Annotated in this window: 23 protein-coding genes and 1 rRNA gene; 20 read left to right on the top strand and 4 right to left on the bottom strand. The window is 74.8% G+C overall.

The annotated features are described in order from the left end of the window. Positions 1 to 3: 3 nt before the first annotated feature. The 3 genes from rrf (at position 4) to E4P39_RS21000 (ending at position 2,990) form a co-directional block, all read left to right on the top strand. Positions 4 to 120 (top strand): 5S ribosomal RNA (rrf, locus tag E4P39_RS21010). A gap of 1,448 nt (positions 121 to 1,568) precedes the next feature. After that, positions 1,569 to 2,531 carry a hypothetical protein gene (locus E4P39_RS21005; protein ID WP_135138555.1) on the top strand — a complete coding sequence of 321 codons (963 nt, stop codon included), beginning with the start codon at positions 1,569 to 1,571 and terminating at the stop codon, positions 2,529 to 2,531. Between the two features lie 99 nt (positions 2,532 to 2,630). Next, complete coding sequence (locus E4P39_RS21000; RefSeq protein WP_135138554.1) at positions 2,631 to 2,990, top strand: single-stranded DNA-binding protein; 360 nt, start codon at positions 2,631 to 2,633, stop codon at positions 2,988 to 2,990. Between the two features lie 31 nt (positions 2,991 to 3,021). Here the strand turns inward: E4P39_RS21000 and E4P39_RS20995 are convergent, their stop codons facing one another. Next, positions 3,022 to 4,329: a DUF1015 domain-containing protein gene (locus tag E4P39_RS20995; RefSeq protein ID WP_245160006.1), complete on the bottom strand. Its 1,308-nt coding sequence runs from the start codon at positions 4,327 to 4,329 to the stop codon at positions 3,022 to 3,024. A gap of 117 nt (positions 4,330 to 4,446) precedes the next feature. Here E4P39_RS20995 and E4P39_RS20990 point away from each other — a divergent pair, with 117 nt between their 5' ends. After that, positions 4,447 to 4,836, top strand: coding sequence for a tetratricopeptide repeat protein (locus E4P39_RS20990; protein ID WP_135138553.1), 390 nt, complete (start codon positions 4,447 to 4,449; stop codon positions 4,834 to 4,836). Then, positions 4,833 to 5,927, top strand: coding sequence for an HAD-IIA family hydrolase (locus E4P39_RS20985; protein ID WP_135138552.1), 1,095 nt, complete (start codon positions 4,833 to 4,835; stop codon positions 5,925 to 5,927). The genes E4P39_RS20990 and E4P39_RS20985 overlap by 4 nt, the downstream gene beginning before the upstream one ends. A gap of 13 nt (positions 5,928 to 5,940) precedes the next feature. Here the strand turns inward: E4P39_RS20985 and E4P39_RS20980 are convergent, their stop codons facing one another. Then, complete coding sequence (locus tag E4P39_RS20980) at positions 5,941 to 6,270, bottom strand: SCP2 sterol-binding domain-containing protein (protein WP_245160008.1); 330 nt, start codon at positions 6,268 to 6,270, stop codon at positions 5,941 to 5,943. A 170-nt stretch (positions 6,271 to 6,440) separates the two neighbouring features. On the opposite strand from E4P39_RS20980, the gene E4P39_RS20975 reads away from it, so the two are divergent. The 5 genes from E4P39_RS20975 (at position 6,441) to E4P39_RS20955 (ending at position 11,238) form a co-directional block, all read left to right on the top strand. Beyond that, on the top strand, positions 6,441 to 6,716 hold the full coding sequence (locus E4P39_RS20975; protein WP_135138550.1) for a hypothetical protein: 276 nt from the start codon (positions 6,441 to 6,443) through the stop codon (positions 6,714 to 6,716). After that, a complete protein-coding gene (locus E4P39_RS20970) occupies positions 6,716 to 7,513 on the top strand; it encodes a TlyA family RNA methyltransferase (RefSeq protein WP_135138548.1) in 798 nt (265 codons plus the stop codon). Before E4P39_RS20975 ends, E4P39_RS20970 begins: the two co-directional genes overlap by 1 nt. A gap of 53 nt (positions 7,514 to 7,566) precedes the next feature. Beyond that, complete coding sequence (locus E4P39_RS20965; protein ID WP_135138546.1) at positions 7,567 to 8,634, top strand: NAD kinase; 1,068 nt, start codon at positions 7,567 to 7,569, stop codon at positions 8,632 to 8,634. A 3-nt stretch (positions 8,635 to 8,637) separates the two neighbouring features. Next, positions 8,638 to 10,434 carry a DNA repair protein RecN gene (recN, locus tag E4P39_RS20960; protein WP_135138544.1) on the top strand — a complete coding sequence of 599 codons (1,797 nt, stop codon included), beginning with the start codon at positions 8,638 to 8,640 and terminating at the stop codon, positions 10,432 to 10,434. An 87-nt stretch (positions 10,435 to 10,521) separates the two neighbouring features. Continuing rightward, positions 10,522 to 11,238, top strand: a complete 717-nt coding sequence (locus E4P39_RS20955; RefSeq protein ID WP_135138542.1) for a methyltransferase — start codon at positions 10,522 to 10,524, stop codon at positions 11,236 to 11,238. Between the two features lie 267 nt (positions 11,239 to 11,505). Here the strand turns inward: E4P39_RS20955 and E4P39_RS20950 are convergent, their stop codons facing one another. Next, positions 11,506 to 12,297 (bottom strand): TetR/AcrR family transcriptional regulator, encoded by a 792-nt coding sequence (locus E4P39_RS20950; RefSeq protein ID WP_245160005.1) that lies wholly within the window; start codon positions 12,295 to 12,297, stop codon positions 11,506 to 11,508. A 216-nt stretch (positions 12,298 to 12,513) separates the two neighbouring features. Here E4P39_RS20950 and steA point away from each other — a divergent pair, with 216 nt between their 5' ends. From steA to E4P39_RS20910, 8 genes are read left to right on the top strand one after another with little or no spacing between them, the layout of a single operon-like run. After that, entirely contained in the window at positions 12,514 to 13,710 is a 1,197-nt protein-coding gene (gene steA / locus E4P39_RS20945) for a putative cytokinetic ring protein SteA (protein WP_245160004.1), read from the top strand. Then, the gene (locus tag E4P39_RS20940; protein WP_135138539.1) at positions 13,707 to 14,657 is read left to right on the top strand and encodes a copper transporter; all 951 of its coding nucleotides are present in this window, start codon (positions 13,707 to 13,709) and stop codon (positions 14,655 to 14,657) included. The genes steA and E4P39_RS20940 overlap by 4 nt, the downstream gene beginning before the upstream one ends. Positions 14,658 to 14,674: 17 nt before the next feature. Continuing rightward, entirely contained in the window at positions 14,675 to 15,532 is an 858-nt protein-coding gene (locus E4P39_RS20935; protein WP_135138537.1) for a hypothetical protein, read from the top strand. 13 nt (positions 15,533 to 15,545) lie between these two features. Further along, complete coding sequence (locus tag E4P39_RS20930; protein WP_135138536.1) at positions 15,546 to 17,168, top strand: lipid II flippase MurJ; 1,623 nt, start codon at positions 15,546 to 15,548, stop codon at positions 17,166 to 17,168. Next, the gene (locus E4P39_RS20925) at positions 17,165 to 18,325 is read left to right on the top strand and encodes a glycosyltransferase family 4 protein (protein ID WP_245160003.1); all 1,161 of its coding nucleotides are present in this window, start codon (positions 17,165 to 17,167) and stop codon (positions 18,323 to 18,325) included. Before E4P39_RS20930 ends, E4P39_RS20925 begins: the two co-directional genes overlap by 4 nt. After that, positions 18,322 to 20,703: a hypothetical protein gene (locus tag E4P39_RS20920; protein WP_135138533.1), complete on the top strand. Its 2,382-nt coding sequence runs from the start codon at positions 18,322 to 18,324 to the stop codon at positions 20,701 to 20,703. The genes E4P39_RS20925 and E4P39_RS20920 overlap by 4 nt, the downstream gene beginning before the upstream one ends. After that, on the top strand, positions 20,678 to 22,411 hold the full coding sequence (locus E4P39_RS20915; protein ID WP_135138532.1) for a CTP synthase: 1,734 nt from the start codon (positions 20,678 to 20,680) through the stop codon (positions 22,409 to 22,411). Before E4P39_RS20920 ends, E4P39_RS20915 begins: the two co-directional genes overlap by 26 nt. 34 nt (positions 22,412 to 22,445) lie before the next feature. Further along, complete coding sequence (locus E4P39_RS20910; RefSeq protein WP_135138530.1) at positions 22,446 to 23,048, top strand: NUDIX hydrolase; 603 nt, start codon at positions 22,446 to 22,448, stop codon at positions 23,046 to 23,048. Positions 23,049 to 23,057: 9 nt separating this feature from the next. Here E4P39_RS20910 and E4P39_RS20905 read toward each other — a convergent pair whose 3' ends face one another. Continuing rightward, positions 23,058 to 23,696, bottom strand: a complete 639-nt coding sequence (locus E4P39_RS20905) for a hypothetical protein (protein WP_135138528.1) — start codon at positions 23,694 to 23,696, stop codon at positions 23,058 to 23,060. A 173-nt stretch (positions 23,697 to 23,869) separates the two neighbouring features. Between E4P39_RS20905 and ald the strand changes: the two genes are divergently transcribed. Both ald and xerD read left to right on the top strand, forming a co-directional pair. Next, a complete protein-coding gene (ald, locus tag E4P39_RS20900) occupies positions 23,870 to 24,985 on the top strand; it encodes an alanine dehydrogenase (RefSeq protein ID WP_135138526.1) in 1,116 nt (371 codons plus the stop codon). Continuing rightward, positions 24,982 to 25,947 (top strand): site-specific tyrosine recombinase XerD, encoded by a 966-nt coding sequence (gene xerD, locus E4P39_RS20895; RefSeq protein WP_135138563.1) that lies wholly within the window; start codon positions 24,982 to 24,984, stop codon positions 25,945 to 25,947. Before ald ends, xerD begins: the two co-directional genes overlap by 4 nt. Positions 25,948 to 26,174: the final 227 nt, after the last annotated feature.

Genomic DNA, 26,174 nt, shown 5'->3' with positions numbered 1-26,174 from the left:
AGTTACGGCGGTCATGGCGAGAGGGAAACGCCCGGTCCCATTCCGAACCCGGAAGCTAAGCCTCTCAGCGCCGATGGTACTGCCCTGGAGACGGGGTGGGAGAGTAGGACACCGCCGGACAACCATTACCAAACGGGGGTCAGAGCCACGTGCTCTGACCCCCGTTTGCGTATGTCCGGTTCCAGCCGCCGGCGGCTTGTGCGAGTGCGCCGCCACATCGAAGAGGTACTCCAGAAGTCATGACAGGTCCACGACGCGGTTCCGACGGAGCGCGCGGAAGCCGCGGATCTCAGGGCGGACGCAGTCCGGACAAGCCTGCCGGGAACCGCAGCGGAGGCGGTCGCCCCAGCGGGTCCGGCGGAGCGGACCGTGCGTCTCGGCCCGACGGTGATCGCGACCAGGGCCCGCGTCGTGATGGACACAAGAACACTTCGTCGCGTGACGAAAGGCCCGGACGCCAGGCCGGCCGTTCCTTCGGCGGTGGACCGACCGGACAGCGGTCGCCGCGACAGGACGACCGACCTCAGGGTGATCGCTCGCAACGCAGTGGTGGCCCGCGGGCTGATGGCGGCGGTTGGCAGGACCGCCGGCCGCAGGGTGACCGTCCGCAGCGCTCGGCGGCTCCGCGGAGTGGCGGGAGCAGCTGGCAGGACCGTCGTCCGCAGGGTGGCCGTCCCACCGGTGATCGTCCGCAGTGGCAGGACCGCCGCCCCCAGGGTGAGCGTCCCACCGGGGATCGTCCGCAGTGGCAGGACCGCCGCCCCCAGGGTGAGCGTCCCACCGGTGATCGTCCGCAGTGGCAGGACCGCCGCCCCCAGGGTGAGCGTCCCACCGGTGATCGTCCGCAGTGGCAGGACCGCCGCCCCCAGGGGGACCGCCCCTCCGGGGATCGGGCCCATAGTGACCGTCCGCAGCGGTCCGGGGCTCCGCACGCCGGCGGGAGCAGCTGGCAGGACCGCCGCCCCCAGGGCGACCGACCGACCGGTGACCGGCCGCAGTGGCAGGACCGTCGCCCTCAGGGCGACCGCCCGCAGCGTCCCTCGGCTCCGCGGAGTGGCGGGAGCAGCTGGCAGGACCGCCGTCCCCAGGGCGACCGTCCCACCGGTGACCGGCCGCAGTGGCAGGACCGTCGCCCTCAGGGCGACCGCCCGCAGCGTTCCTCGGCTCCGCGCAGTGGTGGCAACAGCTGGCAGGACCGCCGTCCCCAGGGCGACCGTCCCACCGGTGACCGGCCGCAGTGGCAGGACCGTCGCCCTCAGGCGGAGCGTCCCGGCCGTGGTGGGCCGCCGGCAGGCGGCTCGCGCAACGGGCGGGGCAGCTGGCAGGAACGCGCGGAGCGCAGCGCTCCCCCCGGGGACCGGCCGCAGTGGCAGGACCGCCGCCCCCAGAGCGACCGGCCGCAGCACGGCGGACCGGCCGCTCATGGCCGTCGGCCGTCGGCGGGCCGGGGAGACGGCTCGGGACGCACGACCGCCCGTCCGGCGCGTGACGGCGAGGAGCGCCGGCCGCCGCTTCCGCCGGGACCCGACCTCCCGGAGTGGGCCGACCCGCGCGAGCTCGATCAGACGGTGCGGGTAGCCCTGCGCGGCCTCGATCCGCGGAACGCCGACAAGGTGGCCGGTCATCTCGTCGCGGCCGGGACGCTCCTCGACGAGGATCCGGAGGCCTCGCTGGCGCATGCGCGTGCGGCGCGGGACCGTGCGTCCCGGGTCGCGGCGGTGCGCGAGGCCGTGGGCGTGGCTGCCTACTACGCCGGCGACTACGCCGAGGCGGCGCGTGAGATCCGTGCCTACCGGCGGATGAGCGGCGACACCGCCTACCGCGCCGTTCTCGCAGACTGCGAGCGCGCGCAGGGACGGCCGGATGTCGCCCTGCGCCTGGTCGCGGAGGCCCTCGCGGAGAACCCCGACCCGGAGGAGACCGTGGAACTCCGGATCGTCGAGGCCGGAGTTCGCCTGGACCTGGACGAGGCGCCCGCCGCGAGGCTCGTTCTCGAAGGGGCGCTGGGCGGGCGACCCGACCCGCAGAGCCTCGAGGGCGCCGACCCGCTCCGGCTGAGGCTCGCGTCGGCGTACGCAGACCTGCTCGAGGTGCAGGGGGAGACGGCGCTGGCCATGGAGTGGCTGACGGCGATCGCCGCCGCCGACCCCGAGGACCTCACCGGCGCCGTGGACCGGCTCGGCATCGAGTTCACCGACATGGACGACGAAGACATCGACGGCGACGATCCGGACCGCTACGACGACGCCCGGTCCGACGACGACGCCCAGGACGAGGCGACCGCGGGGGGCGAGGCGACCGCGGGGGGCGAGGCCACGAGCGGTGGCAGCGGGCACGACGACGAGAACCTCCCGGCTCAGCCGGAGACCGTCGAGGAGCTGCCCGAGGACGACCACGGCCTGGGCAGGAGCTTCGACGAGGACGTCGAGGCCGAGGTGGCCGAGCTGCTCGGGGAGAGCGACCCGGCGGCGGCCACTGACGCCGCCGACCTGGAGCAGTCCGACGGCGAGGCAGCCGACCAGCAGCACTGACGGCTGACACGACGGGCGCCGCCATCCACATCCGGTGGCGGCGTCCACAGATCCGGTCGACCGCTGGGCCGTGCCTCTCCCGAGGGCAAGGCTCGTCCCATGAGCGTGGCTGTGATCGACCGGAACGACGTGGTGCTGCGAGGACGGGTGTCCGCCCCGGCGGAGATCCGGACCCTGCCGAGCGGGGACGCCCTGCTCACCTTCCGGCTCGTCGTGCGCCGGCCGGAGCCGCGAGCGCGCGGTCAATCGGTCGACGTCCTCACCTGCATCACCTATGACCGGTCCCTGCAACGGCGGGCCGCCCTGTGGCAGCCGGGCGACGTCGTCGAGGTCGAGGGGGCGCTGCAGCGCCGGTTCTGGCGCACGGGCACCGGCACGGCATCGGTCTGCGAGGTCAATTGCCGCCGTGGCCGCAAGGTGCCCCGCTCAGGGGCCGGAGCCAGCGAACGGACGGCGTGAGCCCGCGGACTCCGGCGACGGGCCGGCCGGCTCAGTCCGCCAGGGGCCGGAGCACCAGCCCGGTCCTCGGTTTCGGGACGAACAGCGTCGACTTCCGGGGCATGCGTGCGCCGGCGCGGGCGACGGCGGCGACGTCCGCGGGGGAGGGAGCCCGAAGGAGCAGGCCGACGCCACGACGGTCGAGGGCGGTCCGCACCGCCTCCTCCACGCTGTGGGCGACCACGACCGACGACGGGTCGTCAGCTCTGTGCAGCAGGTGGCCCAGCAGGCCGTGGTGGGCGAGCACGACGTCCAGGCCCCGCCAGGCATCCGGCGCCTCGGTCGGGATCGCGCCCAGGACCGCAGCCGAGGGTTCCGACAGCTGCACCAACCGACGGCCGTCGATGAGCAGGAACCCGGTCTCGCCGGACGCCGCGAGCCAGCGGTCGATCGCGACGACGACGGCGTCGGGTCCCGTCCCGGCGGTGGGGAGCTCGCGGACGCGGAAGCCGTCCGTGGCACCGGCCACTGCGCGGTCGAGTCCCAGGTCCGGCAGGACGCGGTGGATGGCGGCCACCCGGAGGCCACCGGGCCCCATGGGAGTCACCAGCGCCAGCACCGCGTCGCTACCAGGCGCTCCCGCTGCCCCGCGCGCGTGGGCACGAGCGGCGGCGAATCGATGGTGGCCGTCGGCGATGACCGCACTCGTGCGATGGAGCGCCGCGGTCACCCGGTCCAGCAGCGGTCGATCCGTCACCCGCCACAGCCGGTGCCGGACGCCCTCGGTGTCCTGGACCTCCAGGGTCGGAGCAGCGGATCGAGCAGAGCCGGTGAGATCGGCGACCTCGGGGTCGGGGTCATGAGCCAGGACGATGGGCTCGAGGTCGGTCGCGGTTGCGGCGAGGAGTGCCCGCCGTCCCTCCACGGCCGGCGGATAGGTGTCCTCGTGGGGCAGGACCGCGCCGGACCCCGTCGCCACCGCGCCCAGCCACCCGACGGTCTCGGGCCGCCCGTCCGGAGGAGTCATCTCGTAGAGCCACAGCGCGGGCTGTCCGTCCCGGACCAGAATCCCGTCGGCCAGCCAGCGTTCCAGCGTTTCGGCGGCCTGGTCGGCCGAGCGAGCCGCACCGTCGCTCCCACCCGGGTCGGGTTCGACGTGGGGAAGGATGAGACGGACGATGTTGTGGGGGTCCGCCTCGGCCAGTCGGTCCCGGCCGGCGGACGTCACCAGGTCGTAGGCTGGCGAGCTCACCCGGGCGAGATCGTCGGGGTGATGCCGCCGGTAGGTCAGCGCCCGGAAGGGCCGGACCTCGAGCCCCACTGCTGGTGGTGGCGAGGCAGGACCGGACGGCGAGGACACGACGGTGATCGTAGGAGCGGCTCGCGACGGGTCGCCGCGGCGGTCGGCGGGAAGCGCATGCCCGTGGCGGGGCGTGTCGTGAGATCGCGCGCCGATCCGGGAGCGGAGGGGGTGCGCATGCCGGACGCAGGGCCACCCGAGGGTGGCGTGTACGAGTGGTACCAGCGCGGCGTCCAGCTTCTGGCCGACGGCCACCCCGCCGCCGCGGCCACCCTCTTGATGCGGGCGTCGGACGAGGAACCCGGCTCGCGCAGCATTCTCGAGGCTCTGGGCCGCGCCCAGTACGACGCAGGGAGGTACAGGGAGTCCATGGCGGCCTTCACCGCGCTGATCTCGGTCAGTCCCACCGACGACTACGCCCACTTCGGCCTCGGACTGGCCGCGAGCCGCGCCGGCGAACTCCGGCTCGCCGCGGAACACCTGGCGCTGGCGGTGGCGATGCGGCCCGACCTCGGGCACTACGCCCGCGCGCTGCGCGGGGTCCGCGCGCGGCAGGGTTCGGCATGACGGGGACGGTGCCCCTCGCCGCCGGCTGCCCCTCCCCGCCGAGCGCCGTCTTCGACGTTGCCCTGCTCGATCTGGACGGCGTGGTCTACGTGGGTCCCGATGCGGTGCCCGGCGTGCCCGAGGCCCTCGCGTCCGTCCGCGACGCCGGCATGGCACTCGGGTTCGTGACGAACAACGCCGCCCGGACGCCGGACGAGGTCGCCCAGCACCTCACCGAGCTCGGGGTTCCTGCCGGCGCGGACGACGTCATCACCAGCTCCCAGGCCGCCGCCACCGTGGTGGCGGAGCTGTTCGGTGCCGGCGGCCGCGTTCTCGCGGTCGGCGGTCCCGGTGTCGCGGCGGCCCTCACGGCGGCCGGTCTCACGGTCGTGGAGCGTGCCGAGGACGAGCCTGCTGCGGTCGTCCAGGGCTACGGCCGCGAGGTCGGGTGGGCCCAGCTCGCCGAGGCCGTCGTCGCCGTCCGCGACGGGGCCCGGCACGTCGCCACCAACACCGACGCGACGATCCCGTCGCCGCGGGGCCCGCTGCCCGGCAACGGGGCGATGGTCGGCGTGGTCAGTGCCATGACTGGCCAACGCCCCCTCGTCACCGGCAAGCCCGACCCGGCCATGCACGCCGAATGCGTCCGCAGGACGGGGGCCCGGCGTCCGCTGGTCGTCGGCGACCGGCTCGACACGGACATCGAGGGCGCTCGGCGGGCCGGTGCGGCGAGCCTGCTCGTCCTGACGGGGGTCACCGACGCCCGCACTCTCCTGTCGGCGCCTCCGGAACACCGCCCGGACCTCCTCTCGCACGACGTAGCGGGCCTGCTCGTTCCGCACCCCGCGGTCCACCCGGAGGCCGCAGGTGCCCGGTGCGGGCGCTGGGTGGTCCGGTTCGCCGACGCCGGCGACGGGCTGCTCCTGCAGGCCGGGGAGGGCGTGGGCGGCGGCGTCGTGGACGACGGTCTGGACGGCCTCCGCGCGCTGTGCGTGGCCCACTGGTCGCGCCATCCCGAGGCTGGCGCCCCCGCGCAGGTACGCGCGGCGGACGACCGGGCGCGCGCCGCCCTGGACGAGTGGGGTCTCGAGCGGGCCTCGGCGGAGGGCTAGAGGATGCGGAGGGCTAGAGGATCTTGCGCAGCCGCAGCAGGTCCCGCAGCCCGGCCTCGAGCTTCACCCGCCCCGTGGCCCACGCCGGACCGAAGGACAGCCGACCGTCGGTCAGCGCGACCAGGTCGTCGCTGGTCATCGTCAGACGGATGTCCGCCTTCGGGACCTCGGGTCCGTGCGGCTTGACGTGGAGATCACGCACCGCTCCCGAACCGAGCCGGCCCAGGACCACCTCGTCGAGATCGGTCAGCCGGCACGACAGGCTCCGGTCGAGACCGGCGGCGGCCGGGTTGGCCGCGAGATCGCCGAGGATCCCCTTGAGAGCAATCAGGCACTGGTCCATCGTGGCCACGCGGGCGGGCCTCCTGTACGAGGTCGGGTGATACGGGCTGGCGGGACGTTATCGCTTGTTCGCCGAGCCGTTCCCGTCGTCGCCGGCCGGTAACCTCCGGAGCGAAGCCGACCTGTATGTCAGGCGGCGCCCGAGCGCCCCAGGAACCGAAAGGCCACGTCATGACCGAGCCGAGCCCCACGCGACCGCTCCCTGGTCCGCCGCGGCCCGGCCCGGGGCCCGCGGGCAACCGGGTCGTCGACGGCCCGTCCACGGGCAGCGCGGCCGACGGCGGGTCGACCCCGGCCGCCGAGCCGTCGCCGACGGCGGAGGATCGGGCGGCGGGCGCGGCGTCGTTCGAGGACCTCGAGCAGCGTCCCGTCGCCGAGCACGTCGGTGTCTTCGAGGCCGAGCACGCACGCCTGCAACGCGAGCTCGGCACGATCGACCAGCTCTGATGGCGCGGCACAGCCGACTCGACGCGGAACTCGTGCGCCGTGGTCTGGCCCGTTCACGCGAACACGCGGTGACGCTGATCGCGGAGGGCCGGGTGGCCGTCGCCGGCCAGGAGGCCACCAAGCCGGCGACCGGCGTCGACGCCGGCACCCCGGTCGTCGTCCGAACCGACCCGGACGAGCCGAGCTGGGTGTCCCGCGGCGCCCACAAGCTGCTCGGGGCCCTGGACGCGTTCCCCGTGACCGTCGAAGGGCGCCGGGCCCTCGACGCCGGCGCGTCGACCGGGGGCTTCACCGAGGTGCTCCTGAGCCGCGGCGCCGCCGAGGTCGTGGCGGTCGACGTCGGCTACGGCGAACTGGCCTGGTCCCTGCGCACCGACGACCGGGTGCACGTGCTCGAACGCACCAACGTGCGCGCCCTGACCCCGGAGGCGATCGGCGGCCCCGTCGGCCTGGTCGTCGCCGACCTGTCCTTCATCTCGCTGCGACTCGTGCTGCCGGCCCTCACAGCCTGTGCCACGGCGGGCGCCGACCTGCTGCCGATGGTCAAGCCGCAGTTCGAGGTGGGCCGTGAGCGGCTGGGCGCCGGGGGCGTGGTCCGCGACCGCGGTCATCGCGCCGACGCCGTCCTCGAGGTGGCCAGGTCGGCGGCGTCGCTCGGGTGGGGGACCGCCGGGGTGGTGGCCAGTCCGCTGCCCGGTCCGGCCGGCAACGTGGAGTTCTTCCTGTGGCTGCGGCGCGACGCCGCCCCGCCGGAGGAGGACGACGTCCGTCGAGCAGTCGAGGAGGGGCCATCGTGAACGGCCCGACGCAGAGAACGACACACCCGACGAGCATCGAGGGAGGACAGCGAGTGAGCGACGAGAGCCGGGAACCGACCGCGTCGGCGGGCGACGACCGCCGCGTGCTGCTCACCGTCCACACCGGCCGGTCGGACATCGTCGAGCTGGCCCGGACGTCGGCCGCACGGCTGCTCGCCGGCGGCATCGGCGTCCGGGTTCTCCACGACGAGGCGCCGGAGCTGCACATTCCCGGCGCGGAGATCGTGCCCGCCGACGCGGAGGCCGCTCGCGGGGCCGAGATCGTCATGGTCTTCGGGGGCGACGGCACGTTCCTGCGTGCCGCCGAGCTGGCCCGCTACACCGACGCCGCCCTGATGGGTGTCAACCTCGGCCGCGTCGGCTTCCTCGCCGAGACCGAACCCGAGGCGGTCGAGGAGACCCTCAGCGCCATCGAGCGCTGCCTGTACTCGGTGGAGGAGCGCCTCGCGATCCAGATCGACGTCCTCGACGGCGGGGGGACGGTCACGGGCGGCACGTGGGCGCTCAACGAGGTGTCGGTCGAGAAGGCCGAGCGCTCCCGGGTGCTCGACGTCGTCATCTCCATCGACGGCCGGCCGCTGACCAGCTTCGGCTGCGACGGCGTGCTCTGCGCCACCCCGACCGGCTCCACCGCCTACGCGTTCTCCGCGGGCGGACCCGTCGTCTGGCCCGACGTCGAGGCGCTGCTGCTCGTGCCGAGCAACGCGCACGCGCTCTTCGCCCGCCCTCTGGTCACCTCGCCGAACTCGGTCCTGACCGTCGCCATCCCGGCTGACGGGAACCGCGCGCGGATCTCGGCCGACGGCCGGCGGTTCGTGGAGATCCCCGACGGCGGCAGCGTCGACGTCCGCCGGGCGGACAAGCCGGTGCGGATCGCCCGGGTGCACGCGTCGACCTTCGGCGACCGGCTCGTCGCCAAGTTCGGACTGCCGGTCCGCGGCTTCCGCGACGCGCGCCACCACGCCGGCCCCGGCCACGAGCTGTTCACCAGCCGCAACGTCCTCGGCCGCGCCTTCGTCACCGGCGACGGCGGACCGCCCGACGACGCGGCGGACGACGACGCGCCCGCGCTGCGTGAACAGCCCCGACCGGAGCGATGAGCGGTGGCGGCACGAACGACCACGCCGGAGCGGGTCCCCGCGGCGACGACTGACCGCGACCACGCCGGTCTCGGGCAGCTCACCGAGCTCCGCATCCGTGGACTGGGCGCCATCGACGACGTCACCCTCGAGTTCGGCAGCGGCCTGACCGTGGTCACCGGTGAGACCGGCGCCGGCAAGACGATGGTGGTCACCGGCCTGACCCTGCTGTTCGGTGGGCGCGCCGACCCGGGCCGGGTCCGGGCCAACGGGCGGGCCGGGGTGGAGGGCCGGATGCTGCTGCCCGCCGACTCCGCCGCCTGGGAGCGGGCAGCGGACGCCGGTGCCGATCCCGACGACGACGGCAGCCTCATCCTGTCCCGGACGGTGAGCGCCGAGGGGCGGTCCCGCGCCTACCTCGGCGGACGCAGTGTCCCGGTGGGCGTCATCGCCGAGCTCGCCGAGGGCCTGCTCGCCGTCCACGGCCAGACCGACCAGATGCGGCTCTCCCGGCCGGCCGAGCAGCGTCGCGCCCTGGACCGCTACGCGGGCGCGGCGCACCTGGAGCTGCTCGACCGCTACCGCGCTGCCTTCCAGCGCTGGCGCCAGCTCGCCGCCGACCTGGAGCGCCGGCACACCCAGGCCCGAGAGCTCGCCCAGGCCGCCGACGTGCTCCGGCACGGTCTCGCCGAGATCGGGGCCGTCCAGCCCGAGCCCGGTGAGGACGAGGCACTGGCCGCCCAGGTGAAGCGGCTCAGCGACGCCGACGCGCTGCGGGCAGCCGCCGACGAGGCCCGCATGGCGCTGATCGGCGACGTCACCGGCGACCTGGCCGGCGGGGACGTCCCGCAGGACGCCACCGCGTCCCTCGCCACCGCCGAGCGCGCGCTGGCCGGCTCCGACGACCCCGCCCTCGTCCTCCTCGCCCAGGACCTGGCCGACGCCGTCGCCGTGGTGTCCGACGTCGCCGGCCAGCTGGCCGGATACGTCGCCGACCTGGACGCCGACCCCGCCCGGCTGGCCGAGGTCATGGACCGGCGGGCGGCGATCACGGCACTGGTCCGCAAGTACGCCGGCGCGGGGGAGGGCCTCGCCGGGGTGCTGGCCTGGGCCGAGGACGCCGAGCAGCGGCTCGCGGAGCTCGACGTCTCCGACGAGGCCCTCGCGGCGCTGACCGCCGAGCGGGACGCGGCCCGCACCGAGGTCGACGACCTGGCCCGGCACCTGTCGGCCGGCCGGACCGCGGCCGCCGAGGGGTTCGCCTCGGAGGTGGCCCGGGAGCTGGCCGGCCTGGCGATGAAGAGCGCCCGGGTGTCGTTCTCGATCGAGAGCCACCCCGAGGACCCGGGGCCCGAGGGAGCCGACGACGTGACGCTCCTCCTGGCCGCCCATCCGGGTGCCCCGGCGCGACCGGTGCACCGCGGCGCATCCGGCGGTGAGCTCTCGCGCGTCATGCTGGCCATCGAGGTCGTCTTCGCCGGGGCGGACCCGGTGCCGGTCATGGTCTTCGACGAGGTCGACGCCGGCGTCGGCGGCCAGGCGGCCGGCGAGATCGGCAGGCGCCTGGCCCGGCTGGCCAGCGACCATCAGGTCGTCGTCGTCACGCACCTGGCCCAGGTCGCCGCCTTCGCCGACACGCACCTGGTCGTCGACAAGTCACCCGATGCCGGCGCGGGCGTGACGGCCACCGACATCCGGGCCGTGGCGGGGGAGGACCGCGTCCGGGAGCTGGCCCGGATGCTCTCCGGGCTCGCCGACAGCGACACCGGCCAGGCGCACGCCCGCGAGCTGCTGGCCGTCGCCGCGGACGCCCGCGGCTGACCCGTTCGCGTGGCTTCCGGGTGTGGCACAGGCCACGGAAGGGTGATCGGTGGCGTGCAATTGGAATGCATGGGGTAGGCCAGGACCGTGAGCTGCTTCTCCTCAGCCGACGAGTCGGCGCACTACGGCTTTTCGGTCTGCATGCTGCTCGAGCAGTACCGGACCGAGCTTCGCTGGGCGGAGGAAGGCGTGGTCGAGCTCGGCACCGGTGACGCCACCGCCATCGCCGACGTGGTCGTCGCGCTGCCCGGCCTCCGCGTCCACAGCTTCGACATCAGCCCATCCAGCGTCGCCGCCGCCCAGGCCAACATCGAGGCGCGCGGCATCGCCGACCGGTACACCGTCGAGCTGGGGGACTTCTTCGACCAGGCGGATGCGGCCGGTGGGCCCCCGGTGTCGACCGTCATCAGCAATCCGCCCTACATCCCGGCCCCCGACCGCGACATCCTCATGCCGGAACTGTGGGGTGGGGTGTACGGCAACGACCTGATGCTGCAGCTGCTGAAGGCCGGCTACGACAACGTGATCGCGGCCGTCGCGAGCTACTCCGACCCGCTCACGACCGTCCGCACCGCGGCCGATCTCGGCTACCGCGTGGTCAACTTCCTCGCCATGGGTCTGGACTACGGGCCCTACAGCAGCGAGCCCAAGGTGCGCGACCACATCCGGCGGCTGTGCGCCGACGGGCGCGGCTGGGCCGGCGACGACGGCTACATGGTCGCGGTGGCGCTCTTCACCCGGAACTCCGACGCCCCCGGCGACCGGGCCGACCAGCTCCTCCGCGCCCTGCAGCTGCCCCTCTGAGCGGGGGCCCGGAGGGCTCTCCGAAGAGGGGCAGGAAGCCGCGGCACCGACTGGAGAAGTGCGTAGTCGCGTCGCACAACGAGAGCCGCTCCGCGAGACGGCACGACGAGCGGGGCCCGAAGGGTTCCCGAGGAGTGCCGGGATGGGCTCAACGCAGCGGGGGAACGGCCCTGGCCGCGATCGTCGTCCGGAGGACGACAGAGTCATGCGGTGTCAGCCGGAGGATGACAAGTGGTAGAGCGGTCGTCGGCCGGAGGACGACAGATGTCATGGCCTCCTTTTCGCGTAGCCGGCCAGGCCGAACTGGAGCAGGGCCAGCCCCCGGCGCCCCTGACGCCGCAGCTCGGCGGAGAGCTCCGGACCGTCGACCCCGGCGAGGATCTGGTCGCGTGCCAGCTCCAGCAGCGACGCGTAGAGCCCGAGGACGGCGTGGGCGGCCAGCCACGGCTCGACCTGGCCCGGGCGCGCGCCCGTCTCCTCCGCGATGAGACCGGCGAGGGCGTTCGTCAGCTCGCCGAGGATCTCGCGCTCCCGCACCTGCAGGGTGCGGCTCCCGCGGATGACCCGCGCCATCTGGGCCACTCCGGTGGCGGCCTCGGGGGAGCCCAGGAGGCTGACCGCGGCGACGACGAAGCTTCCCGCCGCGGCCGACACCGACTCACCCGCCGGCCGCCGGCGGACCGCGTCGAGCAGAGCGGTCCGCATCGGCGGGTCGGCGTCGAAGACCAGGCCCTCCTTGACGGGGAAGTGGTTGAAGACCGTCTTCTCCACCACGCCCGCGCGCCGTGCGATCTCCATCACGCTCACCGAGTCGAAGCCACGCTCGGCGAACAGTTCGGCGGCCGCGTCCACGATGCCCGCCCGCGTCTCCTGGCGGCGGAGCTCCCGCCGTCCCGGACCCCTCGTGGCCCTGCGGTCCTTACCGGGCGTATCCGCCTCGACCGGTGCTGCCGCCGGCAGAGGCTCGACGTCACGGGCCGGGGCCTCGGTGCGGGCCTGGACCGAGGGAACCGCCCTGATCGTGGGGGTGGCGGACGCCGCCTCGGCCGCGGCGGGCACCTCGGGAGAAGGTGCAGGTACGGATGCGGTTCGGGGCAAGGCGTGCGCCACTCCAGTCACATCCGCAACGTTAGTCACGACTCGGTAACGGACCAGCGCAGTGGTCGGACGCGCCGCCGCCCGCGTGTCGAGGCCTCCGTTGTGTCGGACACGGTGAGTAACTGGTGGGTCGCCGATGCGCGTCGCACGGACGACGGCTTCCGCCCGCGTGAAAGCATGCAGGTCATGCGCATCGGCACCCTTCGGCGCGGCCGGGCTGAGGACGTGGGCCCCGGAGTGGGCGGAATCGTCCGGCTGGACCGTCGCACGAAGAACCTCACCAAACGGCTGCGCCCCGGCGACATCGCCGTCATCGACCACGTCGACATCGACCGGGTCAGCGCCGACGCGCTCGTCGGCTGCCGCGTGGGCGGGGTGGTGAACGCCGCGCCGAGCATCTCCGGCCGGTATCCCAACCTCGGCCCGGAGATCCTGATCAACGCCGGCATCCCGCTGCTGGACGACGTCGGGCGCGAGGTCTTCGCCGCCGTCAAGGAGGGCGCGCACGTCCGGCTCGACGGGAACCGGCTGCTCGCCGAGGACGGCGCCGTCCTGGCCGAGGGCCTCGCGCACGACGCCGCCACGGTCGAGGCGGCGATGACCGAGGCGAAGGCGGGGCTGTCCACGCAGCTCGAGGCGTTCGCCGCCAACACGATGGAGTACATGAAGCGCGAAAGGGCGCTCCTCCTCGACGGCGTCGGCGTGCCGGACGTGACCACCGAGTTCGACGGCCGGCACGCACTCATCGTCGTCCGCGGATACGACTACAAGGAGGACCTGCACGCCCTCCGGTCCTACATCCGCGACTACCGGCCGGTCCTGATCGGTGTGGACGGCGGCGGCGATGCGCTCATCGAGGCCGGCTACCAGCCGGACATGATCGTCGGCGACATGGACTCGGTCAGCGACGACACGCTGACCTGCGGCGCCGAGATCGTGGTCCACGCCTACGCCGACGGCCGCGCACCCGGCCTCTCCCGCGTGCAGGACCTGGGCGTGGAGGCGGTCAGCTTCCCGGCGACCGGCACGAGCGAGGACATCGCGATGCTGCTGGCCGACGAGAAGGGCGCGAAGCTCATCGTCGCCGTCGGCACGCACGCCACCCTGATCGAGTTCCTCGACAAGGGCCGGGGCGGCATGGCCTCGACCTTCCTGACCCGGCTCCGGCTCGGCGGCAAGCTCGTCGACGCCAAGGGCGTCAGCCGCCTCTACCGCAGCCGGATCTCCACCGCGGCTCTGGTGGTCCTCGTGCTGGCCGCCTTCCTCGCCATCGGGTCGACCATCGCGGTCTCCGCGGCAGGTCGGATCTACCTGGATCTGCTGCTCGACCAATGGAACAGCTTCGTGTTCTGGCTGGAGAACCTCTTCTCGTGATCGACTTCCGTTACCACCTGGTGTCGCTGATCGCCGTCTTCCTGGCGGTTGCGCTCGGCATCCTCATCGGCACCACCGCGCTCAACGACCCGATCGCCGCGAACATCGAGGGTCAGGTCGACGCGCTGGAGCAGGACAAGCGCTCCCTGGAGGACCGCACGCAGCGGCTGCAGGCGGAGCTGGACACCTCCGACGCCTTCGCGACCGCGGTGGCTCCCGTCCTCGTCGAGGGCGCCCTGGCCAACAGCAGCGTGCTGCTCATCCTCGGCAACGAGGACGTCCTGCCGGAGCAGGTCGACCAGGTCTCCGCGCTGATCGTCGAGGCGGGCGGCACGGTCAGCGGCACGATCAGCCTCAGCCCGGAGTACAGCGACCCGTCCACCGCCGCGAGCCTGCAGAACTACGTGACCGGGCCGGGCATGCCCCCGACCGGCGTCGAGCTGCCGGAGACCGACGACGCCGGCGAGCTGGTCGCCGGCCTCCTCTCGCAGGTCCTCATGATCCCCAGCGGAGGTCCGGCCCCCGACGGCGCCGCCGCCTCCTCCGTGCTGGCCGGCCTGGTCGCCCTCGACGTGCTGGCCTCCGAGGGCGACTCGGTCGCCCCCGCCGACTACGCCGTCGTCCTGACGTCCGGCGCCTTCACCGGGGACGACGCCGCCGAGCGCAACGCCACCCTGGTCGAGCTGGTCTCGGCCCTGGACGCGGCGGGCTCGGGCGCGGTCGTCGCCGGGGACGTGACCTCGGCCGCGGAGACCGGCCTGATCGGCGTGCTCCGCGCCGACCCCAACCTGTCGGCCGCCGTGTCGACCGTCGACAACCTCGGGTCCGCGGCCGGGCGGATCAGCACGATCCTCGCGCTCGGTGGCGAGGCCGCAGGCACCTCGGGTCGGTACGGCACCGGGGAGGACGCCCAGCCGGTTCCGCCGGTGACCGCCGCCACGCCGTGAGCGCCGGGAGCCACGCCGTGAGCGCCGGGAGCGACGCCGTGAGCGCACGCCGGCGGGCAGGTCTCGTTCTCGCCGGAGCCGCGGTCGCGAGGGCGGCCCTGGCCGGAGCGGCGGCGTTGACCGTCCGCCAGGCCGGCGATCACTGGCGGCGCATGAACTACGCCGGCCGGCCGGTCACGCTGCTCGGCGGACCGGCGCTGGCGGCCGCGGCCACTCTCTCGGCCGTCGCGGGGGCCCCGACGGGCACCGCGACCGCCGCGGCCGTCGTCGGCACGGTCTCCGGACTGGTCGGGGGCTACGACGACCTCGCGGGGGCGCGCCCGGACCAGGCCCGGGACAAGGGCCTGTCCGGCCACCTCCGCGCACTGCGCGAGGGCCGGGTCTCCGCGGGCGCGGTCAAGGTCGCGGGCATCGGCGCCGCGGCAGCCGTCGCCGCCGTCCTCACCCGGCGCGCGCAGGGGCCGGGCGCCCTCGTCGACGGCGTCCTCACCACCGGGCTGGTCGCCGGCACGGCCAACCTGGTGAACCTGCTCGACCTGCGGCCCGGCCGCGCCGGGAAGGCGGTCGCCCTGACCGCCGCTGCCACGCTCGCCGGGCCGGCCGGCGGGCTCGTGGCCGGTCCCCTCGGCGCCACCCTCGCCGTGCTCCCGGACGACCTGGGGGAGGTGGTGATGCTCGGTGACTCCGGCGCGAACGCCGCGGGCGCGCTCCTCGGCCTGCGCTTCGCCGCCGTGCCCGGCCGGGCCCCCAGGGCGGCGCTGCTCGCCGCGATCGTCGGCCTGACGCTGGCCAGCGAGAAGGTCAGCTTCACGAAGGTCATCGAGGCCACACCGGGACTACGGGAGCTGGACCGCCTCGGCCGCCGGCCGCAGTGAACGGGGGAGCGGCGTGAGCGGCCGGCAGCTCGCCCGGGGCGTCGCCGGCGCGGCGGCCCTGATCGCCGTCCTCACCCTGCTGGCCCGCCTCGCGGGATTCGGCCGCACGCTGGTCTTCACCAACACCGTCGGCGCCGACAGCACCGGGGACACCTACCTGGCTGCGAACAACGTGCCGAACATCGTGTTCGAGGTCGTCGCCGGTGGCGCGCTGGCGAGCCTGGTCGTGCCGATGCTCGCCGGTGGCATCGTCGCCGGCGACCAGGGCCGGGTGCGCCGGACGGCGTCGGCGCTGCTCGGCTGGACCCTGCTCGTCCTCACGCCGCTCGCCGTCCTGGTCGCCGTCCTCGCCGAGCCGATCGCCCGGCTGCTCCTCGGCGGGGACGACGAGGCCGAGGTCACGCTGGCCGCGCGGTTCCTGCTCGTGTTCGCCCCGCAGGTCGTCCTCTACGGCATCGGCATCGTCCTGACCGGCGTCCTCCAGGCCCACCGCCGCTTCGCCGGCCCGGCGGTCGCCCCGCTGCTGTCCAGCCTGGTCGTCGCCGGGGCGTACCTGGTCTTCGCCGGCATCGGTGGCGATCGGGACGCCGCGGCCCTCTCCACGCCGGCCGAGCTGGTCCTCGGTGTCGGCACGACGCTGGGCGTGGTGGCGCTCACCCTGAGCCTGCTGGCGCCCATGCGCGGGCTGCGCCTCGGGCTGCGGCCGACGCTGCGGTTCCCGGTGGGCGCGGCCCCGCGCGTCTGGCGGCTGGCGGTTGCGGGCGTGCTCACGCTCGGCGGCCAGCAGCTCGTGGCCGCGGTGGCGATCCGGCTCGCCAACGACGGGGCCCCGGACGGCACCCAGGTCGTCTACTCCGCCGGCCTCACCCTGTTCCTGGTGCCCTGGGCGGCGCTCGCCGTCCCGCTCGCCACCTCGGCCTACCCCGGCCTGGCCGAACGGGCCGAGGACGGCGACGAGGCGGGCTACGCCCGATCGCTGGCCCCGGTGGCGGTCCTCGTCGTGGCGGCGTCGGCGCTGGCCGCGGCGGTGCTGGTGGCGGTGGCCGGACCGATGGCGCGGGTCTTTCTGGGCACGGGGTCGGACGCATCGGTCCACGCGCTGCGCGACACCACCCTGGCCTTCGCGCCGGGCCTGATCGGCTACGGCCTGGTCGCGCTGCTCACCCGCGCCCTCTACGCCCGGGGGCTCTGGAAGGCCCCGACGGTGTGCGTCGTCGGCGGCTGGCTCCTGGCCGTGGTCGCCGACATCGTGCTCGCCGCGGCGCTGCCGCCCGCCGACCGTGCCCTGGCCCTCGGTGCGGGGCACAGCCTCGGGGTCACGGTGGCGGGCTGCGCCCTGCTGGTGGTGGTCGCCCGGGCGGCCGGGCCGTCGGCGCTGCGCGGCCTTCTCCGCGCCGGTGCAGCAGCTCTCCTGGCCGCCGTTCTCGGCGCCGGGGCTGGCTGGTGGCTCAGCCGGGCCCTGGGCGCGGATCCTGTGCCCGGGGACGGCGTCCTCGTCGCCCTGGGCGTCGGCGCGCTGACCGGCGCTGCGTCCCTGGCGGTGGGTCTGGCCGTCATGATGGTCGCTGCCCGCGCGCCGCTGACCGCGGCATGGCGCGAGCTCCGGTGGTCCGGTCGGCAGGAGGTGGCACGGTGACGAACCCGTCGCTGCCCGCCGATGAGCGCACCCCCCTGGCCGGGCGGCGCGTCACCGAGGTCCTGGCCACGAGCACCGGCGGGGTCGGCACCCACGTCCGCTCGATCCTCGCGCCGCTGCGGGCCGCCGGCGCGGAGGTGCAGGTGTGCGGGCCGGCAGCCACCGACGAGCTCTTCGACTTCGCCGGGACGGGCGCCTCCTTCCGGCCGGTCGAGATCTCGGCGGGCCTGGCGCCGGGCGCGGACGCGCGCGCCGTCGCCGCGCTCCGCCGGGCGCTGTCCGGCACCGACCTGGTGCACGCCCACGGCCTGCGGGCGGGGCTGGTCGCGGCGGCCGCCCGCCGGCTCGCACCTCGCGCCCCGCGGCTGGTGCTCACCCTGCACAACGCCCTGCCCGAGCGGGGCGGCCTCGTGCGCCTGGTCCTCGCCGCGCTCGAGCGCGCCACCGTCCGCGGGGCCGACGTGGTGCTCGCCGCCTCCGGGGACCTCGCCGACAACGCCCGCCGGCTGGGGGCGCGGGACGTGCGCACGGCGCCGGTCTCCGCGCCGCCGCTGCCGCCGGTCCGACGCACGCGGGCCGAGGTGCGCGCCGGGCTCGGCCTGGCGGACGGGCGGCCGCTGGTGGTGGCCGTCGGCCGGCTGCACCCGCAGAAGGGATACGAGTTCCTCCTGGACGCCGCCGCCCGGTGGGTCGCCGAGGGCGGGCAGGTCCCGCTCGTCGCGATCGCCGGGGACGGCCCGCTGCACGACGACCTCGCCCGCCGGATCGACGCCGAGGGCCTGCCGGCGACGCTGCTGGGGCGCCGGGACGACGTCGCCGACCTGCTGAGCGCCGCGGACGTGTGCGTGCTGCCCTCGCGCTGGGAGGCCCGGTCGCTCACCGCTCAGGAGGCGCTGCGGATCGGCACCCCGCTGGTCGCCACCCGCACCGGGGGCCTGCCCGAGCTGCTGGGCGACGCCGCCGAGCTGGTCGAGGTGGGCGATGCCGGCGCGCTCGCGGACGCCGTCGTCCGGGTGCTCACCGACCCGGCACATGCTGCCCGGCTGGTCGAGGCCGGGCGTCGCCAGGCGGCGACCTGGCCGGACGAGGCCGGTACCGCCGCTCAGCTCGTGGCGCTCTACCGCGAGCTGCTCGGACCGCCGCGGGGGAAGCCATGACCTCGGCAGCCCGCCGGGCGGCCGCGCTGCTCGTCCCGGTCGCCCTGCTCCTCGGCGGCCCGTCGCACCCGGCCACCGCGGCGGAGGACCAGGGAGGGGCGGGCGTCGAGATCGCGGCCGACCGGGTGCTCGTCGTCGGCGTGCCCGGCCTGACCTGGGACGACGTCGATCCCGAGACCACCCCGGAGCTGTGGGCGCTGGCGGAGGAGTCGTCGATCGGGGCCATCTCGGTGCGCGCGGCCCGCTCGACCACCTGCCTCCTGGACGGCTGGGCGACCCTCGGCGCCGGCAACCGCGCCCGGGTACCCGGGCCCGACGAGGGCCTGCCGCCGGTGCCGCTGCCGACCGTGCCGCTGCCGGAGGAACCGGCCGAGCCCACCCCGACGCCCGAGGGCACCGACGGCACGCCGGAACCGGCGGTGGACACGACGCTGGCCCACTGCGGGCTCCAGGAGCGCAGGGCCGTCGTCGCGCTGTCCGACCCGGCCGCGGTGGTCGAGCGCACGGCCGCCGAGGAGGGCACCGCCCGGTTCGGTGCGGAGCCCGGCGCGCTGGGGGCGGCGGTCGGCTGCGCGACCGTGGTCGGGCCGGCCGCCACCCTCGCCGTCGCCGCGCCCGGGGTGGAGATCACGTCCGCAGGTTCGCTGCCCATCGACCCCGCCGCGCTCACCGCCTGCCCGCTGACCCTGGTGTCGCTGGATGCGATGACCGACGCCGGCGAGCCGGGACCGCGCAAGACCGACGACGGCACCGAACCGGAGCTGCGGGCCGCGGCACTGACCGACATCGACGCGGACGTGGGCCGGTTGCGTACGGCCGTCGCGGAGGTCCCCGGCGACACGCTCCTGCTCCTGACCGGGATCTCGGAGGTCAACGACGGCCGGTCCCAGCTGCACGTGGGGCTCGCCTCCGGTCCGGGCTTCGGCGGCACGTCGTGGCTCAGCTCGGCCAGCACCGGACGGGCGCCCTTCGCCCAGCTGATCGACGTCGCCCCGACCGTGCTGCGTGCGCTCGGCCACGCCGTGCCGCCGTCGATGAACGGGCAGCCGCTGCGGGCAGAGGGCGAACGGCCGGCCCTCGCCGCCGCGGTGACGGAGCTCGACCGGCTCAACGCCGCGGCGACCGTGCACCACCGCACCACCGGTCGCTTCTTCTGGACGCTGGTGACGGTCGTGGCGGCGCTCGTCGCACTCGGCGTGCTCGTCCTCGGCGGCCTCCGCGGCGCCGGCCCGACGACGCCCCGCCGGCCCGGCCGGCGGGTGCTGCGGACGGCGGCGGTCGCGGCGGCCGCGCTTCCCGTGGCCACCTACCTGGCGGGCCTGGCCCCGTGGGAGCGGGCGGCGTCCCCGGCCCTCGCCCTGATCGCCGCCGTCCTCGTCGCCGACCTCGCCGTCACTGCCCTCGCCGTGCTGGGCCCATGGCGCCGGCGCCGGCTCGGCCCCCCGCTGACCGTGCTGACGCTGACCTTCCTCACCCTCGTCACCGATGTGCTGACCGGCTCCTACCTGGAGCTCAACGGGATGCTGGGCTACGACGCGATCGTGGCCGGCCGGTTCACGGGGTACGGCAACCTGACCTTCGGACTGCTGTCGGTCAGCGCGCTGACGGTCACCGCCGCGGTGGCCACCACGCTCGCGCGCCGGGCCGGTCCGGCCCGGGCACCAGCGGTGACGACGGCGACGGTGCTCGGTGTGGGACTCCTCACCGTCGCCGTCATCGGCGCGCCCGGCCTGGGCCGCGACTTCGGCGGCGTCCTCGCGGCCCTGCCGGGCTTCCTGCTGCTGGCCATGCTGCTGACGCAGGTGCGGGTGACCGCCGTGCGACTCGTCGGGGTCCTCGCCGCCGCGGTGCTCGCCGTGACCGCGGTCGCCGTCCTCGACTGGCGCCGTCCGCCGGAGGAGCGCACCCACCTCGGGCGGTTCGTCGAGCAGGTGCTGACCGGCGAGGCGTGGACCGTCATCAGCCGCAAGGCACAGGCCAACCTGGACATCCTGCTGGGCAGCCCGCTGGCCTGGATGCTGCTCGTCGCGGCGGTGGCGGCCTTCTGGCTCCTCCGCCCGGGTGGCCTCCTGCGCCGCACCGGGCCGGACACCGGTCCCGCGGGGCTTCCGGCCGCGGACGTCGCCGTCCTGCGGTCGGCGCTGATCGCCAGCCTGCTGAGCCTGACCGTGGGGGCGGCGGTCAACGATTCCGGGGTGGCGCTGCCCGCGACCGCGGCGGCGCTGCTGGTCCCGCTCCTGGTGTGGCTGGCCGCGGCACCGGGCAGCGGGGGGACCGGAACGAGGGAGACCGCCGGCGGATCTCCGCGGTCGGGGCCGGGTGAGCCGCCCGACCGTGTTACGGTCGTTTCCCGTGGGTCGACCGTCTCAAGCACGTGATCTCGGGCTCCTTCACAACTCCCAGCCGACGAAGTTCGTCTTCGTCACCGGCGGCGTTGTGTCCTCTCTCGGCAAGGGACTGACAGCGAGTTCGCTGGGTGCCCTGCTGTCCAGCCGAGGGCTGCGGGTCACGATGCAGAAGCTGGATCCCTACCTCAACGTCGATCCCGGAACGATGAACCCGTTCCAGCACGGCGAGGTGTTCGTCACCGAGGACGGCGCGGAGACCGACCTGGACATCGGTCACTACGAGCGCTTCCTGGACACCGATCTCTCCGGCCGGGCCAACGTCACGACCGGGCAGGTCTACTCGAGCGTCATCGCCCGGGAGCGGCGCGGGGAGTACCTCGGCGACACGGTGCAGGTGATCCCGCACATCACCAACGAGATCAAGGCCCGGATCATGGCGGGCGGCGAAGGGGGTGGGTCGGGACGGCAGGATCGCATCGACGTGGTGATCACCGAGATCGGCGGCACGGTCGGCGACATCGAGTCGCTGCCCTTCCTCGAGGCGGCCCGGCAGGTGCGGCACGAGATCGGCCGGGACAACTGCTTCTTCCTGCACATCTCGCTGGTGCCCTACATCGCGCCGTCGGGCGAGCTGAAGACCAAGCCGACCCAGCACTCGGTCGCCGCGCTGCGCAGCATCGGCATCCAGCCCGATGCGCTGGTGTGCCGTTCCGACCGGGAGATCGGCAACGGCCTCAAGCGCAAGATCAGCCTGATGTGCGACGTCGACGAAGAGGGCGTCATCTCCTGCGCCGACGCGCCGTCGATCTACGACATCCCGAAGGTCCTGCACCGGGAGGGCCTGGACGCCTACGTCGTCCGCCGCCTCGGCCTGCCGTTCCGCGACGTCGACTGGACCGTCTGGGGCGACCTGCTCGACCGGGTGCACGCGCCGAAGCAGACCGTGGAGATCGCGCTGGTCGGCAAGTACATCGACCTGCCCGACGCCTACCTCTCGGTGACCGAGGCCCTCCGCGCCGGCGGGTTCGCCCACCACAGCCGGGTGAAGATCCGCTGGGTGCCCTCCGACGACTGCGAGACGCCCGAGGGGGCCGCGCACGCGCTGGCCGGCGTGGACGGCGTCTGCGTGCCGGGCGGCTTCGGCGTCCGTGGCATCGAGGGCAAGCTCGGCGCGCTCCGGTACACGCGCACCAACGGCATCCCGACGCTCGGCCTGTGCCTGGGCCTGCAGTGCATGGTCATCGAGTACGCCCGCGACGTGGCCGGGATCGAGAAGGCCAACTCCTCCGAGTTCGATCCCGAGACGCCGGACGCCGTCATCGCCACGATGGCCAGCCAGCTCGACGTGATCGCCGGGGAGCGGGACCTCGGCGGCACCATGCGGCTGGGCAGCTACCCGGCGACGCTGCAGCACGGCTCGGTGACGGCGGCCGCCTACGGCTCGACCGAGATCACCGAGCGCCACCGGCACCGCTACGAGGTGGCCAACGCCTACCGCGACCGCCTGAGCGAGGCGGGCATGGTCTTCGCCGGCACCTCACCCGACGGCCTCCTGGTCGAGTTCGTGGAGCTGCCGGCCGAGGTGCACCCGTTCTTCGTCGGGACGCAGGCCCACCCGGAGCTCAAGAGCCGCCCGACCCGTCCGCACCCGCTGTTCGCCGCGTTCGTCCAGGCGGCCGTGGGCTACCAGGAGGCCGCCCGCCTGCCGCTCGAGGACGCGGAGAGGGTCGACGCCTGATGCCGGCCGCGACGGGCGACTCCTGGGCCGGGCGATGAGTGGCGCCGATCCCGAGCCGCACGAGTACCGGCTGCTCGCGACCGAGACGGTCTACGAGGGTCGCGTGATCTCGCTGGAGCTCGCCACCGTGGCGATGCCCGGTGGCGGGGACAGCGTCCGGGAGATCGTGCGGCACCCCGGCGCGGTCGCCGTGGTCGCCGTCGACGACGAGGACCGCGTGGTGCTCGTCCGGCAGTACCGCCATCCCTTCGGCCTGCCGCTGTGGGAGCTGCCCGCCGGCCTCCGCGACGCCGACGGCGAGCCGCCGCTGGAGACGGCGAAGCGGGAGCTGGCCGAGGAGGCGCAGCTGTCGGCCGCGCGGTGGTCGCTGCTCACGACGTCCTACAGCTCGCCCGGCTTCTGCGACGAGCAGGTGCTGATCTACCTCGCCGAGCAGCTCTCCGACGCCGACCGGCCCGAGGGGTTCGTCGTCGAGCACGAGGAACTGGACATGACGGTGGAACGGGTGCCGCTCGACGACGCCGTCCAGCGGGTCTTCGACGGCGACATCCGCAACGCCAGCGCGGTCATCGGCCTCCTGGCCGCCGCGCAGGTGCGGTCGGCGAACCCGCGGCTGCGGCCCGTCGGCACGGACTGATTGCTCGGCTCAGCTGCTCGTCGCGCCGGACCCCGGCCCGCCGGTCGCGGGCAGGCGCAGGCCCAGCCGGTCCAGCTCCAGTCCGGCCAGCGCGCGCATGGCGGCCGCATCGCCGCCCCGCCAGGCGGCGCCCGTGCCGGCGGGCAGGGCCGCCAGCCGGGGGAGGGGAGCGGTGGCCATCGCCCGCGCGGCCAGGATCTCCAGCTCCGGGGTGCCGGTGAGCAGGCGCCGCGCGGCGCCGGCCTCTCGCGCGTAGCTCAGCCGCCAGGGCAGCCACCGCAGGACGAGCCAGCCCACCGGCAGGACGACGAGGACGAGCGCGAGCACGAGCGCCAGCGTGACGACGGCGTCCTGCGCGGCCTGGCCGGCGCCGACGACCGAGCCGCTCGCCTCGGAGAGCGCCTCGAAGGGAGCCGACAGGTCGTCACCGACGAGCGGCACGTCCCCGGCGGCCTCGGCGGCGGAGTTCATGTTCCCGGCCACGGAGGCGCCCAGGTCCTCGACGGCGCGCCCTGGTGCGGCCAGGACCAGGACGGCCCCGTGCACGACGCGCGCCACCAGCACCCAGAGCACGGTCCAGGCCAGCATCCCCAGGTCGGCGGCGACCTGCCGGGCGCGGAGGACGGGGTGCTGGGCGTAGAGGGGCATCGCCGCATCCTCGTCCACCCCAACTCGGGGGGCACGGAACCCGCGGAGCCGGTTGCGGTGCCGGGCCGTGCCTAGACTCCGGCCGAGGCGCGCCCCGACCGGGCGGGTCCGCATCGCGGGAACGGCTCCCGTCACCCTCGGGAAGCGATCCGCCAGACGAAGGAGTTCACACCATGCGGGTCGGGGTCCCCCGAGAGGTCAAGAACCGCGAGTACCGGGTCGCGCTGACCCCGGCCGGGGTGACCGAGCTGGTCCGCGCGGGGCACTCGGTGCTCGTCGAGCACGCCGCCGGCGAGGGGTCCTCGATCCCGGACGCCGACTACGTGGCCGCCGGGGCACGGATCGTGGCCGCCGCCGACGACGTGTGGGCCGACGCCGACCTGCTGCTGAAGGTCAAGGAGCCGGTCGAGGAGGAGTACTCCCGCCTGCGCGCCGGCCAGACCCTGTTCACCTACCTGCACCTGGCCGCGTCCAAGCAGTGCACGGACGCGCTGATCGCCTCGGGCACCACCGCGATCGCCTACGAGACCGTCCAGACCGCCGACGGCGCGCTGCCGCTGCTCGCGCCGATGTCGGAGGTCGCCGGCCGGATGGCCCCGCAGGTGGGCGCGCACAGCCTGGAGCGCGCGCACGGCGGCCGGGGCGTGCTGCTGGGCGGCGTGTCGGGGGTCTATGCCGCCAAGGTCGTGGTGATCGGGGCCGGTGTCTCCGGCATGAACGCGGCCGCGATCGCCCTCGGCATGCAGGCAGAGGTCGTCGTGCTGGACCGCGACATCGACAAGCTGCGGGCGGCCGACCGCATCTACCAGGGCCACCTGCAGACCGTCGCCTCCAACGCCTACGAGGTCGAGCGGGCGGTCCTCGACGCAGATCTGGTCATCGGCGCGGTGCTGGTGCCCGGCGCCAAGGCGCCGACGCTGGTGAGCAACGAGCTCGTCTCGCGGATGCGGCCCGGCTCGGTGCTCGTGGACATCGCCGTCGACCAGGGCGGCTGTTTCGAGGACACCCGGCCGACCACGCACGACGACCCGACCTACCGGGTGCACGAGTCCGTCTTCTACTGCGTGGCGAACATGCCCGGCGCCGTGCCGAACACCTCCACCCACGCCCTGACCAACGTCACCCTGCCCTACGTCATGGCCCTGGCCAACGAGGGGACGGCGGCGGCGGTGGCCGGGAACCGTGCGCTCGCCCACGGCGTGAACGTCGTCGGCGGGCAGGTCGTCCTCCCGGAGGTGGCCGAGGCGCACGGCATGGCCGCCGTCGCACTGGAGGAGGTGCTTCTCTGACCGCCTCCCTCACCGCCTCCACCGGCGCGACGCGCGACCTCGAACGCGTCGTCACCGGCTACCTGGACCACCTGACCGTCGAACGCGGTCTGGCGGAGAACACGATCGGGTCCTATCGCCGCGACCTGCGCCGCTACCTCGGCTACCTGGCCGCGGCGGGCGTGCGCACGCTGGGCGAGATCGCGGAGTCCGACGTGGCCGGCTTCCTCGCCGCCCTGCGCTCGGGCGACGACGACCATCCGCCGCTGTCGGCGACCTCGGCCGCGCGGGCCGTCGTCGCCGTGCGCGGGCTGCACAGGTTCGCCCTGCTCGACGGTCTGGTCGCCGGCGACGTCGCCGCGGAGGTGCGCCCGCCCACCCCCGCGCGCCGGCTGCCCAAGGCGGTGCCGGTGGAGTCGGTGGTCGCGCTGATCGAGGCGGCCGGCACGGTGGAGGGGCCGCGGGGACTGCGGGACCGGGCGCTGCTCGAGCTCCTCTACGGCACCGGTGCGCGCATCTCCGAGGCCGTGGGGCTGGCGGTGGACGACGTCGACCGCGGCCAGGCGGTGGTGCGCCTGGCCGGCAAGGGCGGCAAGGAACGCGTGGTCCCGGTCGGGAGCTACGCGCTGCGCGCGGTCGAGGACTACCTGGTCGGGGCCCGGCCCGCCCTGGCCGCCAAGGGTCGCGGCGGCGTCCGCGGGGGACGACTGTTCCTCAACGCCCGCGGTGGACCGCTGTCGCGGCAGAGCGCCTGGTCGATCCTCCGGGCGGCCGCGGAGCGCGCCGGGCTCGCGGCGGAGCTGTCGCCGCACACCCTCCGGCACTCCTTCGCCACCCACCTCCTCGACGGCGGCGCGGACGTGCGCGTCGTCCAGGAACTGCTCGGTCACGCCTCGGTCACCACCACGCAGATCTACACGCTGGTCACCGTCGACCGGCTCCGCGAGGTCTACGCCACCAGCCACCCGAGGGCACTCGTCTGACACCCAGCGCCGGGTTCGCTTGGCACTGATTGCTGTCCCTTTCGACTTGTGCGATCCCACCCGTTGTCACACGTCGCCATGTCGACATGTCGCGCGGCGTGCCTCCGTGGGAACTCCTGTGGTTCTCCCTAACGTCGTCGTCACCCGAGCGGGCAGGACCTCTGACCGCTACCGGAAACCCCGGATCGGGCACGAGGTGGAGGCAACAGACTCATGGCTACCCGAGC

The organism is Blastococcus sp. CT_GayMR19 (assembly GCF_004570385.1).
Classification (GTDB): domain Bacteria; phylum Actinomycetota; class Actinomycetes; order Mycobacteriales; family Geodermatophilaceae; genus Blastococcus_B.
This window is presented reverse-complemented; position numbering and strand designations above follow the sequence as displayed.

Excerpts from the sequence above, each read along its gene's own strand:
- E4P39_RS21000 (WP_135138554.1), top strand. The coding sequence starts at position 2,631 with ATGAGCGTGGCTGTGATCGACCGGAACGACGTGGTGCTGCGAGGACGG.
- E4P39_RS20990 (WP_135138553.1), top strand. The coding sequence starts at position 4,447 with ATGCCGGACGCAGGGCCACCCGAGGGTGGCGTGTACGAGTGGTACCAG.
- E4P39_RS20985 (WP_135138552.1), top strand. The coding sequence starts at position 4,833 with ATGACGGGGACGGTGCCCCTCGCCGCCGGCTGCCCCTCCCCGCCGAGC.
- E4P39_RS20980 (WP_245160008.1), bottom strand. The coding sequence starts at position 6,270 with ATGGACCAGTGCCTGATTGCTCTCAAGGGGATCCTCGGCGATCTCGCG.
- E4P39_RS20975 (WP_135138550.1), top strand. The coding sequence starts at position 6,441 with ATGACCGAGCCGAGCCCCACGCGACCGCTCCCTGGTCCGCCGCGGCCC.
- E4P39_RS20970 (WP_135138548.1), top strand. The coding sequence starts at position 6,716 with ATGGCGCGGCACAGCCGACTCGACGCGGAACTCGTGCGCCGTGGTCTG.
- steA (WP_245160004.1), top strand. The coding sequence starts at position 12,514 with ATGCAGGTCATGCGCATCGGCACCCTTCGGCGCGGCCGGGCTGAGGAC.
- E4P39_RS20920 (WP_135138533.1), top strand. The coding sequence starts at position 18,322 with ATGACCTCGGCAGCCCGCCGGGCGGCCGCGCTGCTCGTCCCGGTCGCC.
- E4P39_RS20910 (WP_135138530.1), top strand. The coding sequence starts at position 22,446 with ATGAGTGGCGCCGATCCCGAGCCGCACGAGTACCGGCTGCTCGCGACC.
- E4P39_RS20905 (WP_135138528.1), bottom strand. The coding sequence starts at position 23,696 with ATGCCCCTCTACGCCCAGCACCCCGTCCTCCGCGCCCGGCAGGTCGCC.
- ald (WP_135138526.1), top strand. The coding sequence starts at position 23,870 with ATGCGGGTCGGGGTCCCCCGAGAGGTCAAGAACCGCGAGTACCGGGTC.